This is a genomic window from Streptomyces sp. NPDC006261, from assembly GCF_040613515.1.
In the GTDB taxonomy this organism is placed as follows: Bacteria; Actinomycetota; Actinomycetes; order Streptomycetales; family Streptomycetaceae; genus Streptomyces.
Window position 1 is genome coordinate 113,256 of the sequence record NZ_JBEXSI010000011.1, and the last position, 13,945, is coordinate 127,200.

At 72.7% G+C, this 13,945-nt stretch carries 10 protein-coding genes; 4 read left to right on the top strand and 6 right to left on the bottom strand.

Going from position 1 to position 13,945, the window contains the following annotated elements; genetic code table 11:
- The first annotated feature begins 131 nt into the window (after positions 1–131).
- The gene (locus ABZ154_RS09625) at positions 132–1,685 is read left to right on the top strand and encodes a peptidoglycan-binding protein (RefSeq protein ID WP_356830687.1); all 1,554 of its coding nucleotides are present in this window, start codon (positions 132–134) and stop codon (positions 1,683–1,685) included.
- A gap of 316 nt (positions 1,686–2,001) precedes the next feature.
- Here ABZ154_RS09625 and ABZ154_RS09630 read toward each other — a convergent pair whose 3' ends face one another.
- The 5 genes from ABZ154_RS09630 to ABZ154_RS09650 form a co-directional block, all read right to left on the bottom strand.
- Positions 2,002–3,144 carry an XdhC/CoxI family protein gene (locus ABZ154_RS09630; protein WP_356830689.1) on the bottom strand — a complete coding sequence of 381 codons (1,143 nt, stop codon included), beginning with the start codon at positions 3,142–3,144 and terminating at the stop codon, positions 2,002–2,004.
- A gap of 41 nt (positions 3,145–3,185) precedes the next feature.
- The gene (locus ABZ154_RS09635; RefSeq protein WP_356830690.1) at positions 3,186–4,643 is read right to left on the bottom strand and encodes an NCS2 family permease; all 1,458 of its coding nucleotides are present in this window, start codon (positions 4,641–4,643) and stop codon (positions 3,186–3,188) included.
- Between the two features lie 370 nt (positions 4,644–5,013).
- Complete coding sequence (locus tag ABZ154_RS09640) at positions 5,014–7,467, bottom strand: molybdopterin cofactor-binding domain-containing protein (protein ID WP_356830692.1); 2,454 nt, start codon at positions 7,465–7,467, stop codon at positions 5,014–5,016.
- Entirely contained in the window at positions 7,464–8,063 is a 600-nt protein-coding gene (locus tag ABZ154_RS09645) for a (2Fe-2S)-binding protein (RefSeq protein ID WP_356830694.1), read from the bottom strand. Before ABZ154_RS09645 ends, ABZ154_RS09640 begins: the two co-directional genes overlap by 4 nt.
- Positions 8,064–8,065: 2 nt before the next feature.
- A complete protein-coding gene (locus ABZ154_RS09650; protein ID WP_356830696.1) occupies positions 8,066–8,956 on the bottom strand; it encodes a xanthine dehydrogenase family protein subunit M in 891 nt (296 codons plus the stop codon).
- Between the two features lie 316 nt (positions 8,957–9,272).
- On the opposite strand from ABZ154_RS09650, the gene ABZ154_RS09655 reads away from it, so the two are divergent.
- Complete coding sequence (locus tag ABZ154_RS09655) at positions 9,273–11,075, top strand: PucR family transcriptional regulator ligand-binding domain-containing protein (RefSeq protein WP_356830697.1); 1,803 nt, start codon at positions 9,273–9,275, stop codon at positions 11,073–11,075.
- A 162-nt stretch (positions 11,076–11,237) separates the two neighbouring features.
- Entirely contained in the window at positions 11,238–12,020 is a 783-nt protein-coding gene (locus ABZ154_RS09660) for a hypothetical protein (protein ID WP_356830699.1), read from the top strand.
- A gap of 61 nt (positions 12,021–12,081) precedes the next feature.
- On the opposite strand, the gene ABZ154_RS09665 is transcribed toward ABZ154_RS09660, so the two are convergent.
- The gene (locus ABZ154_RS09665) at positions 12,082–12,870 is read right to left on the bottom strand and encodes a GntR family transcriptional regulator (protein ID WP_356830701.1); all 789 of its coding nucleotides are present in this window, start codon (positions 12,868–12,870) and stop codon (positions 12,082–12,084) included.
- Positions 12,871–13,018: 148 nt separating this feature from the next.
- Here ABZ154_RS09665 and ABZ154_RS09670 point away from each other — a divergent pair, with 148 nt between their 5' ends.
- The gene (locus tag ABZ154_RS09670; RefSeq protein ID WP_356830703.1) at positions 13,019–13,867 is read left to right on the top strand and encodes a (2Fe-2S)-binding protein; all 849 of its coding nucleotides are present in this window, start codon (positions 13,019–13,021) and stop codon (positions 13,865–13,867) included.
- The last annotated feature ends 78 nt before the right edge of the window (positions 13,868–13,945 follow it).

Here is a 13,945-nt window from a genome sequence, read left to right on the forward strand (position 1 = left end):
ATTGTCATGCCCTTCTCACCTCGCTAGCCTGGGTGCGCTCGCAGCCCCTCGGTCCCTCACTCCGGGCCGGGGGCTTCTCTCTTCTCCTCCCGCGGATTTCCCCACAGATTCCCCACAGAGCAGGAGCACCCATGCCCAGAAGCCCCGTCGCCGCCCGCACCCGGGCCGGCGCGTCCGTCCTGGCGGCCCTCACCGTCACCGCGCTGGTCGCCACCGGCCAGCCGGCGACCGCCGCCCCCGCCCCGCCCGCCGAACCGCTGAACCGCGCCTTCGCCCGGGCGGCGCAGGAGTACGGCGTACCGCGCGATCTGCTGGCCGCCGTCGGCTACGGCGAGAGCCGCCTCGACGGCCACGCGGGCAAGCCCAGCCAGGCGAACGGCTACGGGGTGATGCACCTGGCGAGCAACCCCGACAACCGCTCGCTGGAGAAGGCCGCGGCGCTGACCGGCGAACCGGCCGACCGGCTGCGCCGGGACACCGCGGCGAACATCCTCGGCGGCGCCGCCGTCCTGCGCGACCACGCCGACCGCCTCGGCCTGGACCGTGCGGAGCGGCGCGACGTGAACGCCTGGTACCCGGCGGTCGCCCGGTACAGCGAGGCCGAGGGACCGGCGGCGGCCCTCTACGCGGACACGGTGTTCACGTTCCTCGCCCAGGGCCTGACGGCGACGGCCCCCGGCGGCGAGGAGGTGCGGGTGCCCTCCCGCCCGGTCGCCCCGGACAAGGACGAGGTCCCGGCGGCCGGGGTCTACGCGCAGAGCCCCGACTACCCCTCGGCGCTCTGGGTCCCCGCCTCCTCCCAGAACTACGCCACCGGCCGGACCGCGACCATCGACAAGGTGGTCGTCCACGTCACCCAGGGCTCGTACGCCGGTTCCATCAGCTGGTTCCAGAACCCGGCGTCCCAGGTCAGCGCCCACTACGTGATCCGCTCCTCGGACGGCGAGATCACCCAGACGGTCCGCGACTCCGACACGGCGTGGCACGCCCGCAGCGCCAACTCCTCGTCCATCGGTCTGGAGCACGAGGGATGGGTCGACAACCCGGCCTGGTTCACCGACGCGATGTACCGCTCGTCCGCCGCCCTGGCCTCGCACCTCGCCGCGCGGTACAGCATCCCGAAGAACCGGACGCACATCGTCGGGCACAGCGAGGTCCCCGGCAACGACCACACCGACCCCGGCGTCCACTGGGACTGGAACTACTACATGCAGCTGGTCGGGGGCGGCCCCGGCACCCCCGGTGACAGCCTGACCTTCCCCTCGTACGCGGTCCAGCAGTCGGGCTCCTCGGGCCCGCAGGTGAAGGCCGTCCAGCAACTGCTCAACGCCCAGGGATACGCGGCGGGCACCGCGGACGGCATCTTCGGCCCGACCACCAAGAGCGCCAGCCAGGCGTTCCAGCAGGCCCGCTCCCTCACCGCCGACGGCGCGGTCGGCCCGAAGACCTGGACGGCCCTGCTCTCCGCCGGCACCACCCCCGCCCTCGTCCGTGGCAGCTCCGGCGACGCGGTGAAGCGCCTCCAGCGCTCCCTGACGGCGGCGCTCGGCACCACGGTGGGCGCCGACGGCAGCTTCGGTCCGACGACGGAGACGGCGGTCCGCGACTACCAGTCCAGCCGCGGCCTGAGCGTCGACGGCAAGGTGGGCCCGGCCACGTGGGGAGCGCTGCAGGCGGGGCGCTGAGCGGAGGCGTGCACCCCGGGCCCCGCGCCCGGGGCCGCTGGACGAGGGCAGGTCCCGGTACCGTCATTCCTGTGGGCCAGCACGCGATGGCCCGGGACAAGCTGCGCTTCGCCTGTGTCCCCTGCCGTGCCAGCTGCGAGCGGCACTCCGCAGGGGACCGGGAGCAGCCTGCCCGAACCGCGGCCGCGCCGAAGAAGGCATGCAGCTGATCTACCGGTAGATCCGGGTGATCTACCGGTAGAGGCGGGGCGTCCGCTGTGTTCGGAGCTGGCAGGAAGCCGCCGTGGCGGTTACCGCCCGGTGTGGACCAGGTGTCTCAGGCCACCGAGGTGAGCGGTTGTCCGCTGCTGTCGTGGTGGATGGGGGTGTGGGCCCCGGTGAGCGGTGTGCCGCTGCCGCCGCGCCGGACCGCGACGACCTCGGCGGCGATGGACAGGGCCGTCTCCTCCGGCGTACGGGCGCCGAGGTCGAGGCCGATCGGCGAGTGCAGCCGGGCCAGTTCGCGGTCGGTGAGGCCGACCTCGCGCAGCCGCTCGTTGCGGTCCAGGTGGGTGCGGCGCGAGCCCATCGCGCCGACGTAGGCGACCGGGAGGCGCAGGGCGGCCTCCAGCAGCGGGACGTCGAACTTGGCGTCGTGGGTGAGGACGCAGAGCACCGTACGGGCGTCGGTGGTGGTCCCCGCGAGGTAGCGGTGGGGCCAGTCGACGACGATCTCGTCGGCGTCGGGGAAGCGGGCGGCGGTGGCGAAGACGGGGCGGGCGTCGCAGACGGTGACCCGGTAGCCGAGGAACTTCCCGGCCCTCACCAGCGCGGCGGCGAAGTCGATCGCGCCGAACACGATCATGCGGGGCGGGGGCACGCTGGACTCGACCAGGAGCTGGATCGGCCGGCCGCAGCGGGAGCCCTCCGCGCCGATGGCGAGCGGCCCGGTGCGGCCCGCGTCCAGGAGGGCGCGGGTCTCGGCCGCGGCGGTCCGGTCCAGTGCCGGATGGCCGCCGAGCCCGCCCTCGTAACTCCCGTCGGGCCGGACCAGGAGCGGGAGTCCGAGCAGCTCCTCGGGGCCCTCCGTGACGCGGGCCAGGGCGGCCGCCGCCCCCTCGGCGGCAGCCGCGAGCGCCGCGGCGAACACCGGGCGGGCGGGATCGTCCGCCCGGACCGGTGTGACCAGGATGTCGATGACGCCGCCGCAGGTCAGGCCGACCGCGAAGGCGTCCTCGTCGCTGTAGCCGAAGCGCTCGCGGACGGACTTCCCGTCCTCGATGGCCTGTTGGCACAGTTCGTAGACCGCGCCCTCCACACATCCGCCGGAGACCGATCCGATCGCGGTGCCGTCGGCGTCGACGGCGAGTGCGGCTCCCGGCTGCCGGGGCGCGCTGCCGCCGACCGCCACCACGGTGGCGACGGCGAACTGGCGTCCCTGCGAGACCCACCGGTGCAGCTCTTCGGCGATGTCCAGCATGGCGTGTCTCCTCAAGGGGAAGTGGGGATGGGCGGCGCGCCTCAGTGGACGCCGAGCCAGCTCTCGATCGGGTTGAGGGCGAAGAAGACGATGAAGATCACCGTCAGCCCCCACATGAAGGCCCCGACCTCGCGGGCCCTGCCCTGGGCGAGCTTGATGGCGGAGTACGCGATGACACCCGCGGCGACACCGGTGGTGATGGTGTACGTGAAGGGCATCAGGACCACGGTCAGGAAGACCGGGATGGCGACGGAGCGGTCGCTCCAGTCCACGTGCCGGGCGTTCTGCATCATCATCGCGCCGATGACGACGAGGGCGGCGGAGGCCACCTCGGTCGGCACGATCGCGGTGAGCGGGGTGAAGAAGAGGCAGGCGGCGAAGAAGAGGCCGGTGACGGCGGAGGCCAGCCCGGTCCGGGCTCCCTCGCCGACTCCGGTGGCCGATTCCACGAAGACCGTCTGGCCGGAGCCCGAGGCGACACCGCCGATGACGCCGCCGGCGCCGTCGATGAACAGTGCCTTGGACAGGCCCGGCATGCGGCCCTTGTCGTCGGCGAGCTTGGCCTCGGTGCCGACGCCGATGATGGTGGCCATCGCGTCGAAGAAGCCGGCCAGCACCAGGGTGAAGACGATCATGCTGACGGTCATCACGCCGACGTCGCCCCAGCCGCCGAACTCGACGTTGCCGAAGAGCGAGAAGTCGGGCGTGGCGACCGCGCTGCCCTCCAGGGCGGGCGGGCCGCTGCTCCACGCCTTGGTGTCGATGTCGATGATCGCGTTGAGGACGATGGCGACCAGGGTGCCGACGATGATGCCGATCAGGATCGCGCCGGGGATGTTGCGCGCCTGGAGCATGAAGATGAGGAGCAGGGTCACGCAGAAGATCAGGACGGGCCAGCCGGAGAGTTCACCGGCCGGGCCGAGGGAGACGGGGGTGGCCTGGCCCTGGTGGACGAAGCCGGCCTTGTAGAGGCCGATGAGGGCGATGAAGAGCCCGATGCCCATGGTGATGCCGTGCTTGAGCGCGAGCGGGATCGCGTTCATGATCATCTCGCGGAGGCCGGTGACCACCAGGAGGCAGATCACCACACCGTAGATCACACACATGCCCATGGCCTGCGGCCAGGTCATGTTCGGCGCGACCTGTGAGGCGAGCACACCGGAGACGCTGAGTCCGGCGGCGAGCGCCAGGGGCACCTTGCCGACGAAGCCCATGAGCAGGGTCGTCGCCGCTGCCGCGAAGGCGGTCGCGGTGATCAGTCCCGGCTGGCTGAGGAGGTTCCCGTCGACGTCCTCCCCACCGAGGATCAGCGGGTTGAGCAGGAGGATGTACGCCATGGCCATGAAGGTCGTGACGCCGCCGCGCACCTCACGCGCGACCGTGGAGCCTCGTTCGGATATGTGGAAGTAACGGTCGAGCCATGATCTGCCGGCGGGGACGCGCGAGCCGGGGCCCGCGGCCTCCGCGCTGGTCTTCGGTTCCACTGACTGCTGGGTCATGATGCCTGACTCCCAAGGTTCACAGGGGCACCCGCTTGGAGATTCCTGAATGCGGGATTTGGGATGACTGCGTCGGCTGCACGACCCGGGGACGGCCGGGACGAACTGTTGAAGCAGATACGGATGTGCCGACGGCGCGGATGATCCGTGAGGCGCTGCCGTGCGCTGCTGTGCGCCTGCGTACGGCGAAGAACCGCGAGCGGTGCGGTGCTTGGTGTCTCCGGGCGGTGCGGGGTGCGGAAAAGTGTGACGTTCTCGGCTCAGCACACCGCCCGGAGAGTTCGGGGGGGACCGCTCAGGGGCTGCCGGATGACGACCGGTGGGAGGTCACCCGGCGGGCCTTCAGGTACCGGTTCTCAGGTACCCGTTCTCAGGTACCGGTGAGGTGCTCGGGGCGTACCGGGGTCCTGTTGAGCTCCAGTCCCGTCGCGTTCCGGATCGCCGCGAGGACGGCCGGGGTCGACGACAGGGTGGGTGCCTCGCCGATGCCGCGCAGCCCGTACGGGGCGTGCTCGTCGGCGAGTTCGAGCACGTCGACCGGGATGGTCGGCGTGTCGAGGATCGTGGGGAGCAGGTAGTCCGTGAAGGACGGGTTGCGCACCTTCGCGGTCTTCGGGTCGACGATGATCTCCTCCATCACGGCGACCCCCATGCCCTGGAGGGTGCCGCCCTGGATCTGGCCGAGGACGGAGAGCGGGTTGAGCGCCTTGCCGACGTCCTGGGCGCAGGCCAGTTCGATGACCTTGACCAGGCCGAGCTCGGTGTCGACCTCGACGACCGCGCGGTGCGCGGCGAAGGAGTACTGGACGTGGCCGTTTCCCTGTCCGGTGCGCAGGTCGAACGCCTCGGTGGGCCGGTGGCGCCACTCCAGCTCGATGTCGATCGCCTCGTCCTCCAGGACGTCGGCCACGTCGGCGAGGACTTCGCCGCCGTCGGTGACGACCTTGCCGCCCTCCAGGAGGAGCTCGGCGGTGGCCCAGGCCGGGTGGTACGTGCCGAACTTGGTGCGGCCGAGCTCCAGGACCTTCTCCCGTACGGCTTCGCAGGAGTTCTTGACCGCACCGCCGGTGACGTACGTCTGGCGGGAGGCCGAGGTGGATCCGGCGGAGCCGACGCGGGTGTCGGCGGGGTGGATGGTGACCTGGTTGACGCCGAGTTCGGTACGGGCGATCTGGGCGTGGACCGTGACGCCGCCCTGGCCGACCTCGGCCATCGCGGTGTGCACGGTGGCGACCGCCTCACCGTTGATGACCTCCATCCGCACGCGGGCGGTGGAGTAGTCGTCGAAGCCCTCGGAGAAGCCGACGTTCTTCAGGCCGACCGCGTAGCCGATGCCCCGGACGACGCCTTCGCCGTGGGTGGTGTTGGAGAGCCCGCCGGGCAGTGCCCGCACGTCGATGGAGGTGCCTTCGCTGCCCGCCGCCAGCCACTGCTGCTCGGGCGGCAGCGGCCGGGACTTGACGCGGCGCAGCAGCTCGGCGACCGGGGCCGGCGAGTCGCAGGGCTGTCCGGTGGGCAGCAGGGTGCCCTGTTCCATGGCGTTGAGCTGCCGGAACTCGACCGGGTCCATGCCCAGCTTCGCGGCGAGCTTGTCCATCTGCGCCTCGTAGGCGAAGCACGCCTGGACGGCGCCGAAGCCGCGCATCGCGCCGCAGGGCGGGTTGTTGGTGTAGAGCGCGACCGCCTCGATGTCGACGTCTTCGATGACGTACGGGCCGACCGAGAGCGAGGAGGCGTTGCCGACGACCGCCGGGGAGGCGGAGGCGTAGGCGCCGCCGTCCAGGACGATGCGGCACTTCATGTGCGTGAGCTTGCCGTCCTTGGTGGCGCCGTGCTCGTAGTGGAGCTTCGCCGGGTGCCGGTGGACGTGGCCGAAGAAGGACTCGAACCGGTTGTAGACGATCTTGACCGGCTTGCCGGTACGGAGCGCCAGCAGGCATGCGTGGATCTGCATCGAGATGTCCTCGCGGCCGCCGAAGGCCCCGCCGACGCCGGAGAGCGTCATCCGGACCTTGTCCTCGGGCAGGCCGAGGACGGGGGCGATCTGGCCGAGGTCCGAGTGCAGCCACTGGGTGGCGACGTACAGCTCGACGCCGCCGTCCTCGGACGGCACGGCGAGGCCGGACTCGGGGCCGAGGAAAGCCTGGTCCTGCATGCCGAAGGTGTAGTCGCCCGTGACGATGACGTCGGCGCGCTTGGCGGCCTCGTCGGCGTCGCCGCGGATGATCGGCTGGCGGTGCACGATGTTGGGGTGCGGGACGTGACCGATGTGGTGGTCGTCGCGGCCCTCGTGCACGAGCACGGCGTCGGGAGCGGTCGCGGAGGCCTCGTCGGTGATGACGGGCAGCTCGCGGTACTCGATCTTGATCTTGGCGGCGGCGCGGCGCGCGGTCTCCGGGTGGTCGGCGGCGACGATGGCGACCGGCTCACCGTGGTGGCGGACCTTGCCGTGGGCGAGAACCGGGGTGTCCTGGATCTCCAGGCCGTAGTTCTTCATCTCGGCGGGCAGGTCGTCGTAGGTCAGCACGGCGTAGACGCCGGACGTGGCCAGGGCCTCGGAGGTGTCGATGGAGACGATCTCGGCGTGCGCGACGGTGGAGCGCAGCGTCTGGCCCCACAGCATGTCCTCGTGCCACATGTCGGAGGAGTACGCGAACTCCCCGGTGACCTTCAGGGTGCCGTCGGGGCGGAGCGTGGACTCGCCGATGCCGCCCTTGGTGGGCGAACCCTGGGTGATCTTGGTGGGGGTTCCGGCCGGGACGGCCCGGGCGTTCGGAGGCGTCGGGGCGCTGGGCCGCGTCGTGGCTTCGGGGTGCGTCGTCATGACTGGACCGCCTCTTCCTGGCGGGCGGCCGCGAGGCGGACCGCGTCGAGGATCTTCTCGTAACCCGTGCAGCGGCACAGGTTGCCGGAGAGCGCCTCACGGATGTCCTGGTCGGACGGGGAGGGGGTATTCTCCAGCAGTTCGTCGGCGGCGACCAGCAGGCCGGGTGTGCAGAAGCCGCACTGGACGGCTCCGGCGTCGATGAACGCCTGCTGGATCGGGGAGAGCTCGGCGGCTTCGCCGGCCCGGCCGTCGGTGGGCTTGGACTGCCAGCGCTTGGCGGCGTCCAGGGTGGTGCCGCAGGCGCCGGAGGCGCAGCCGCCGCCGGGGTGGGCGTCCTCGCGGTGCTTGGCGTAGTCGGCCAGGCCCTCGACGGTGACGACCTCGCGGCCTTCGGCCTGGCCGGCGGCGACGAGGCACGAACAGACGGGGACGCCGTCGAGGCGGACCGTGCAGGAACCGCACTCGCCCTGCTCGCAGGCGTTCTTGGAACCGGGCAGCCCCATACGCTCCCGCAGCACGTAAAGAAGGGACTCGCCCTCCCACACGTCGTCGGCTTCCTGCGGACGGCCGTTGACCGTGAAATTGACTCGCATGGTTACGCAGCTCCTTCCAGCGTGCGGCCCGCGCCGCGGTACTGCTCCCAGGTCCAGCCGAGCGTGCGGCGGGCCATGATGCCGACCGCGTGCCTGCGGTACTTCGCCGTGCCCCGTACGTCGTCGATCGGGTTGCAGGCGCCCGAGGCGAGCGCGGCGAACTGCTTGGCGAGCGCGGGGGTGATGATCTTTCCGCTCTCCCAGAACCCGCCCTCTTCGAGTGCGGCGTTCAGGAAGGCCTCGGCCTCCTTGGCCCGGACGGGCGTCGGAGCGGCGGAGCCGATGCCGGTGCGCACGGTGCGGGTCTCGGGGTGCAGGGCGAGGCCGAAGGCGCAGACGGCGATGACCATCGCGTTGCGGGTCCCGACCTTGGAGTACTGCTGGGGCCCGTCGGCCTTCCTGATGTGCACGGCGCGGATCAGCTCGTCCGGCTCCAGGGCGTTGCGCTTGACGCCTGTGTAGAAAGCGTCGATAGGAATCAGCCGCGTTCCGCGTACGGATTCGGCCTCCACCTCGGCCCCTGCGGCGAGCAGCGCCGGGTGGGCGTCACCGGCGGGCGACGCGGTGCCCAGGTTGCCTCCGACACCGCCGCGGTTGCGGATCTGCGGGGAGGCGACGGTGTGCGAGGCCAGTGCCAGGCCCGGCAGTTCGGTACGCAGGTGATCCATGATGGCGCTGTACGGGACTGAGGCGCCGAGCCTTACGCTCTCCTGGCCCACCTCCCACTCGGACAGCTCATCGATGCGGTTCAGGTCCAGGAGGTACTCGGGCCGCCGGTGGTCGAAGTTGATCTCGACCATCACATCCGTGCCGCCCGCGATGGGCACAGCCGTGGGGTGCTCGGCCTTGGCGGCGAGCGCCTCCTCCCAGCTGGCGGGGCGAAGGAAGTCCATGAGTGGCTCTCTTCTTCTCAATCGGGTCGTTCGCTGGGGCTGGGGACGGCCGGCCCTCGACTGGCTCGTGTGGCTCGTTCATGTGGTGTTCATGTGGTGTGTGGCCCAGTACACAAGCCAGGACCCGGTGGGTGCAGTCACCGAAACACTGAAGGAGTTGGCTGGTCTCCGTCCTCGTCTTGTAGATTCGAACGAATGGCGGGCATCAGTAACCTCGCCGCAATTCACAGGTACCCGTTCACCCCTGTGGTCCCCCACCCCTTCCCGGCTTCACCCACCTGCTCCCATCCCTACGGAAAAGATCGGCGGCGACGAGATGCGGCTGCGCGCACTGCTGGAGACCGACGCGCTGGGCCTGCGGCTGCTCGGCGGCGAGGACGAGCTGGACCGCACGGTCCGGGGCGTCATGACGACCGACCTGCGTGACCCCAGCCGCTACCTCTCCGGCGGCGAGCTGGTGCTGACGGGGCTGGCCTGGCGCCGGGACGCGAGCGACTCCGAGCCGTTCGTCCGGATCCTGGCGGGCGCCGGGGTGGCCGGGCTCGCGGCGGGCGAGGCGGAGCTCGGTGACGTCCCCGCCGACCTGGTGGAGGCGTGCCTCCAGCACCGCCTGCCGCTCTTCGCCGTGAACGAGACCGTGGCGTTCGCGACGATCACCGAGCATGTCGTGCGCCAGGTCTCCGGTGAGCGGGCGGGAGACCTGGCGGCCGTGGTGGACCGGCACCGCCGGCTGATGACCTCGGGCCCGGCGGGCGGCGGCCCCGAGGTGGTCCTGGACCTCCTCACCTCCGACCTGGACCTGCGGGCCTGGGTCCTCTCCCCCACCGGCCGCCAGATCGCCGGGGCGGGCGCCCCGCTGCCCGGCCCGCTGGGAGCGGCCCTGGCCGGGCACCACCTGGCGGCGACCCGCACCGGCCGCCGGGGGCCGCACCGGGCGGCCATCGCCGGTACGACGTATTCGCTCTTCCCCATCCGCAGCGCCGGCCGGGGTGCGGTCCCGGCCGCCCGTGACGTCCGGGAGTCGGTGCTCTCCGACTGGCTGCTGGCCGTCGAGGCGGACGCCTCGGACTGGCCCGCCGCCCGGCTGGACCTGCTCCAGGGCGTCACCCAGCTGATCGCCGTCGAGCGCGACCGCCGTGACGCGGCCCGTACGGTACGCCGCCGACTCGCCCAGGAGGTCCTGGAGCTGGTCCAGGCGGGCGCTGCCCCGGCCGAGATCGCCGCCAGGCTCCGGGTCGCCGCCCCGGTCCTGCTGCCGGGCCTGGGGGTGGCCCCGCAGTGGCAGGTCGTGGTGGCCCGGGTCGACTGGACCGCCGCCGGCACGGCGGGACCGGCGGGCGTCCCGGGCGATGTCGCGGGCGGACCGGTCGCCCAGGCCCTGCTGGAGGAGATCCTCGTCGACCCGGCGGTCAGCGGCCCCGACTCCGCCGACCGCATCGCCGTCGCCCACACGGGCGAGGAGGCCATCGCCCTCGTACCGCTGCCGGCCGTGCCCGCACCCCTCCCCGGGACGGTAGGCGGCCCCAGCGACGACGCGGACGACGCGGCCGTGCCCGAGGGCGGTAAGGGACGGGAGACCGGTAAGGGGCCGCACACCGCGGAAGCCACCGCGGCGCAGGACCCCGCGCTGCACGCCGACGCGCTGCTCGCCGCCGTACGCGAACCGCTCTCGGCGGGGCTCGCCGACGACGGGCGGCTGACACTGGGTGTCAGCGCGGCCGTGCACTCGGCCGAAGGGCTGCGCGGCGCGCTGGAGGAGGCCCGGCACGCCCGCCGCGTGGCGGCGGCCCGTCCGGGGCGGGTCTGCGCGGCCGGCCACCACGAGCTGGCCTCGCACGTGCTGCTGCTGCCGTTCGTCCCCGACGACGTCCGCCGCGCCTTCACCGCCCGGCTGCTGGACCCACTGCGCGACTACGACCGGCGCCACCGCGCGGAGCTGATCGAGACGCTGGAGGCCTTCCTGGACTGCGACGGCTCCTGGACCCGCTGCGCGGCCCGGCTGCACCTCCACGTCAACACACTGCGCTACCGCGTCGGGCGGATCGAGCAGTTGACGGGCCGTGACCTTTCGCGTCTTGAGGACAAGCTCGACTTCTTCCTCGCCCTGCGGATGAGCTGACCCCCGGGCCCCGCCGGAGGGCGGGCCGCTCCCCCTGTTTGTGAATTCCTTCACCTGACATCGGTCGGACCCCTTGGCCCGGCGTGCCATTCCGTGCTGAGATTCGGCGGTACTCAACAGCACAATGGCGCGCTCGGGGAGGGCAATGTGGCGGATACCGCCATGTCTGGTTCCGGAACGACAGCAGATGACGATCCGCCGCTCCAGACAGCGGTATGGCGGCTGCGGTCCCGCGCCTGCTGGACGGACGCCGCCGCCCTGCTGGAGCCGCATGCGACGGGCGACCCGGCGGCGGCGCTCCAGCGCACCGCCCTGCTGACCGAGCGATGTCTCTACACCGGCGAGGGCTGGACCGACGCCGAGGACGCGCTGCGGAGCGCGGAGGCGCTGGCCCGCACCGACGACGAGCGCGGCGGGGCCGCATGCGAGCGGGGCCATCTCGCCTACGCCTCGACCCTGCTGGGCGTACGGGACCGGGCGGACGAGGCGAGCGTCGCGCTGAGCCGGGCGGCGGCGCTGCTGGCGCCGGCCGCCCCCGGACGGCCACTGCTGGACTTCCGGCGCGGGCTGATCGCCCAGTACATCGCGGACTCCCCGCAGTCGGCCCGCGCGGCGTACCGCAGGGCACACGCCGGGGCGGCCGCGCGCGGCGACGAGCTGCTGCTCTCCTTCACCTGGCGCCACCTCGCGTCCCTGGCGCTCCAGGAGGGTGAGCTGGCCGAGGCGCGGCACGGTTTCTCCGAGTCGCTCCGGATCCGCGAGGAGCTGGGCTACCTGGTGGGTACGGCCCCGGCGCTGATCTCCCTGGCGGAGGCCGAGCCCGAGGCGGAGGCGGCCCGGCTGCGTGCGGAGGCGGGGCGGCTGTTCCGGCTGCTCGGCGGGGTGCCGACGTGGCTGGCGCCGCACATCGGGGTCCCGGGGCCGCGGCCGGCAGCGGCCACCTGAGCACCGGTCGGCGCACGTGCGCCCGGCCGGCGGGGGCGGGGCGCACGCCCGCGCGGCCCGGTCAGCCGTCCGCGCCCGTGAAGTGCTCCCGTACCAGGGCCTGGACGACGGCCAGGTCCTGGGCGATCAGGGCGTCGAGCAGCGCGGTGTGCTCGGCGGCGTCCGCCAGCAGGTCGGCCCGGCGGCCGGCGGGGCCCGCGACCAGCGGCCACTGCGCGCGGCGGTGCAGCTCGTCGGCGATCGCGACCAGTTGCTCGTTGCCCGCCAGGGTGAGGACCGCGCGGTGGAAGATCCGGTCGCACTCGGCGTAGCTCGCCCGGTCGCCCACAGCGGCCGCCGTGACGGTCGCGTCGGCCAGCGGACGCAGCGCGCTCCACCGGTCCGCCGGAACGGTGCGGGCCAGCCGCAGCATCACCGGCACCTCGATCAGGGCCCGTACCTCGGCCAGCTCCGCCAGCTCGCGGGGCCCGCGTTCGCTGACCCGGAAGCCGCGGTTCGGCACCACCTCGACGGCGCCTTCGGTGGCCAGCTGCTGCATCGCCTCGCGCACCGGGGTCGCGGAGACCCCGAAGCGGGCGCCGAGCGCGGGGGCGGAGTAGACCTGGCCCGGGGTCAGCTCGCCGTCGACGAGGGCGGCGCGCAGGGCCTGAAGGATCTGGCCCCGGACGGAGTGACGGATCACACGCGGGGCGGGTGGCTCGCTGTGGGTGTGCTCGCCCCGGGCCCCGTCCATGTCCTGCGGACGGCCGACGCGCGTCTGTTCGGGCACCCGGCCGGTCGCCGGGGTACCCGCGGACACGCCGGGCGCGTACGGCGGCCGTACGCCCTCGCGCGCGCTGCGCTGCTCCACCCGGACCTCCTCGGCCTGCCGTGCGGGCCGGCTCGCGTGCGCCCGGCCCCCCGGTGCACGATAGAGGGAGGAGGCCGCAGTTCAAACATCGATCGCATCGGGTAAGGTTAGCCTTACCTGCAAACGATCCCGATTCGGTGGTCCCTGCATGACCCTCACTCCGCTGCTCGCCGGCGCCGCGACGTCCCCCGTGACCGCCGCGTACGCCCGCCTGACCGAGGTCTTCCCCGGACTGCGCGCCGATGTGCTCGACGACGGCGTGCCCGCCCCCCTGGGCGCCGGCTGGGTCGGCGCGGCCGAGCTGGCCGCCGGCGGACCGGCCGTGGACACCTTCCTGGCCTGGGACAACGCCCAGGTGCTGCGGGACTACGGGCAGCAGGCCCGCCCCGACGTGGTGGCCAGCTTCGGCCTCCACCGGTACGCCTGGCCCGCCTGCCTGCTGGTGACCGTGCCCTGGTTCCTGCACCGCCGGGTGCCGCGTATCCCCGTCGAGGACGTCGCCTTCCAACGGGCGCTGGGGCACTTCACCGTGCGGGTCCGCGAGTTCGCCTGCCTGCCGGACGACCCGGCCGCGTCCCTGCCCGGCGCCCGGGTGGTCCCGGACGAGGCAGCGCTGCGGGCCGAGGTGCTGGCCGCCCTCACCGAGCACCTGGAACCGGTGCTGACGGGGTTCGGACCGCGCATGCGGCGAGGAAAGCGGGCGCTGTGGGGGATGGCGACGGACGAGATCGTCGAAGGCCTCTGGTACATCGCTCACCTGCTCGGCGAGGAGCGCCGCGCGATGGCCGAGCTGGAGCTGCTGCTCCCCGGCACCACGAAGCCGTACGTCGGCACCGCGGGCTTCCGTGAGCTGACCGGACCCGAGGGGCAGTCACTGCCGACCCGGGACCGGGCGAGCTGCTGCCTCTTCTACACCCTGCGTCCCGAGGACACCTGTGTGACCTGCCCGCGCACCTGTGACGCGGACCGGGTACGGAAGCTCGCCACCGCTTCCTGATCCGCACCTCATCCACACCGCCCGTCCGGATGACGTGGAATCGAACACAACTCGGTGGAACCGAGCGGTGGTTCGGGA

Coding starts and splice junctions, on each gene's coding strand:
- ABZ154_RS09635 (WP_356830690.1), bottom strand. CDS start 4,643: ATGACCCAGCAGTCAGTGGAACCGAAGACCAGCGCGGAGGCCGCGGGC.
- ABZ154_RS09660 (WP_356830699.1), top strand. CDS start 11,238: ATGTCTGGTTCCGGAACGACAGCAGATGACGATCCGCCGCTCCAGACA.
- ABZ154_RS09670 (WP_356830703.1), top strand. CDS start 13,019: ATGACCCTCACTCCGCTGCTCGCCGGCGCCGCGACGTCCCCCGTGACC.
- ABZ154_RS09650 (WP_356830696.1), bottom strand. CDS start 8,956: ATGGACTTCCTTCGCCCCGCCAGCTGGGAGGAGGCGCTCGCCGCCAAG.
- ABZ154_RS09645 (WP_356830694.1), bottom strand. CDS start 8,063: ATGCGAGTCAATTTCACGGTCAACGGCCGTCCGCAGGAAGCCGACGAC.
- ABZ154_RS09630 (WP_356830689.1), bottom strand. CDS start 3,144: ATGCTGGACATCGCCGAAGAGCTGCACCGGTGGGTCTCGCAGGGACGC.
- ABZ154_RS09655 (WP_356830697.1), top strand. CDS start 9,273: ATGCGGCTGCGCGCACTGCTGGAGACCGACGCGCTGGGCCTGCGGCTG.
- ABZ154_RS09640 (WP_356830692.1), bottom strand. CDS start 7,467: ATGACGACGCACCCCGAAGCCACGACGCGGCCCAGCGCCCCGACGCCT.
- ABZ154_RS09625 (WP_356830687.1), top strand. CDS start 132: ATGCCCAGAAGCCCCGTCGCCGCCCGCACCCGGGCCGGCGCGTCCGTC.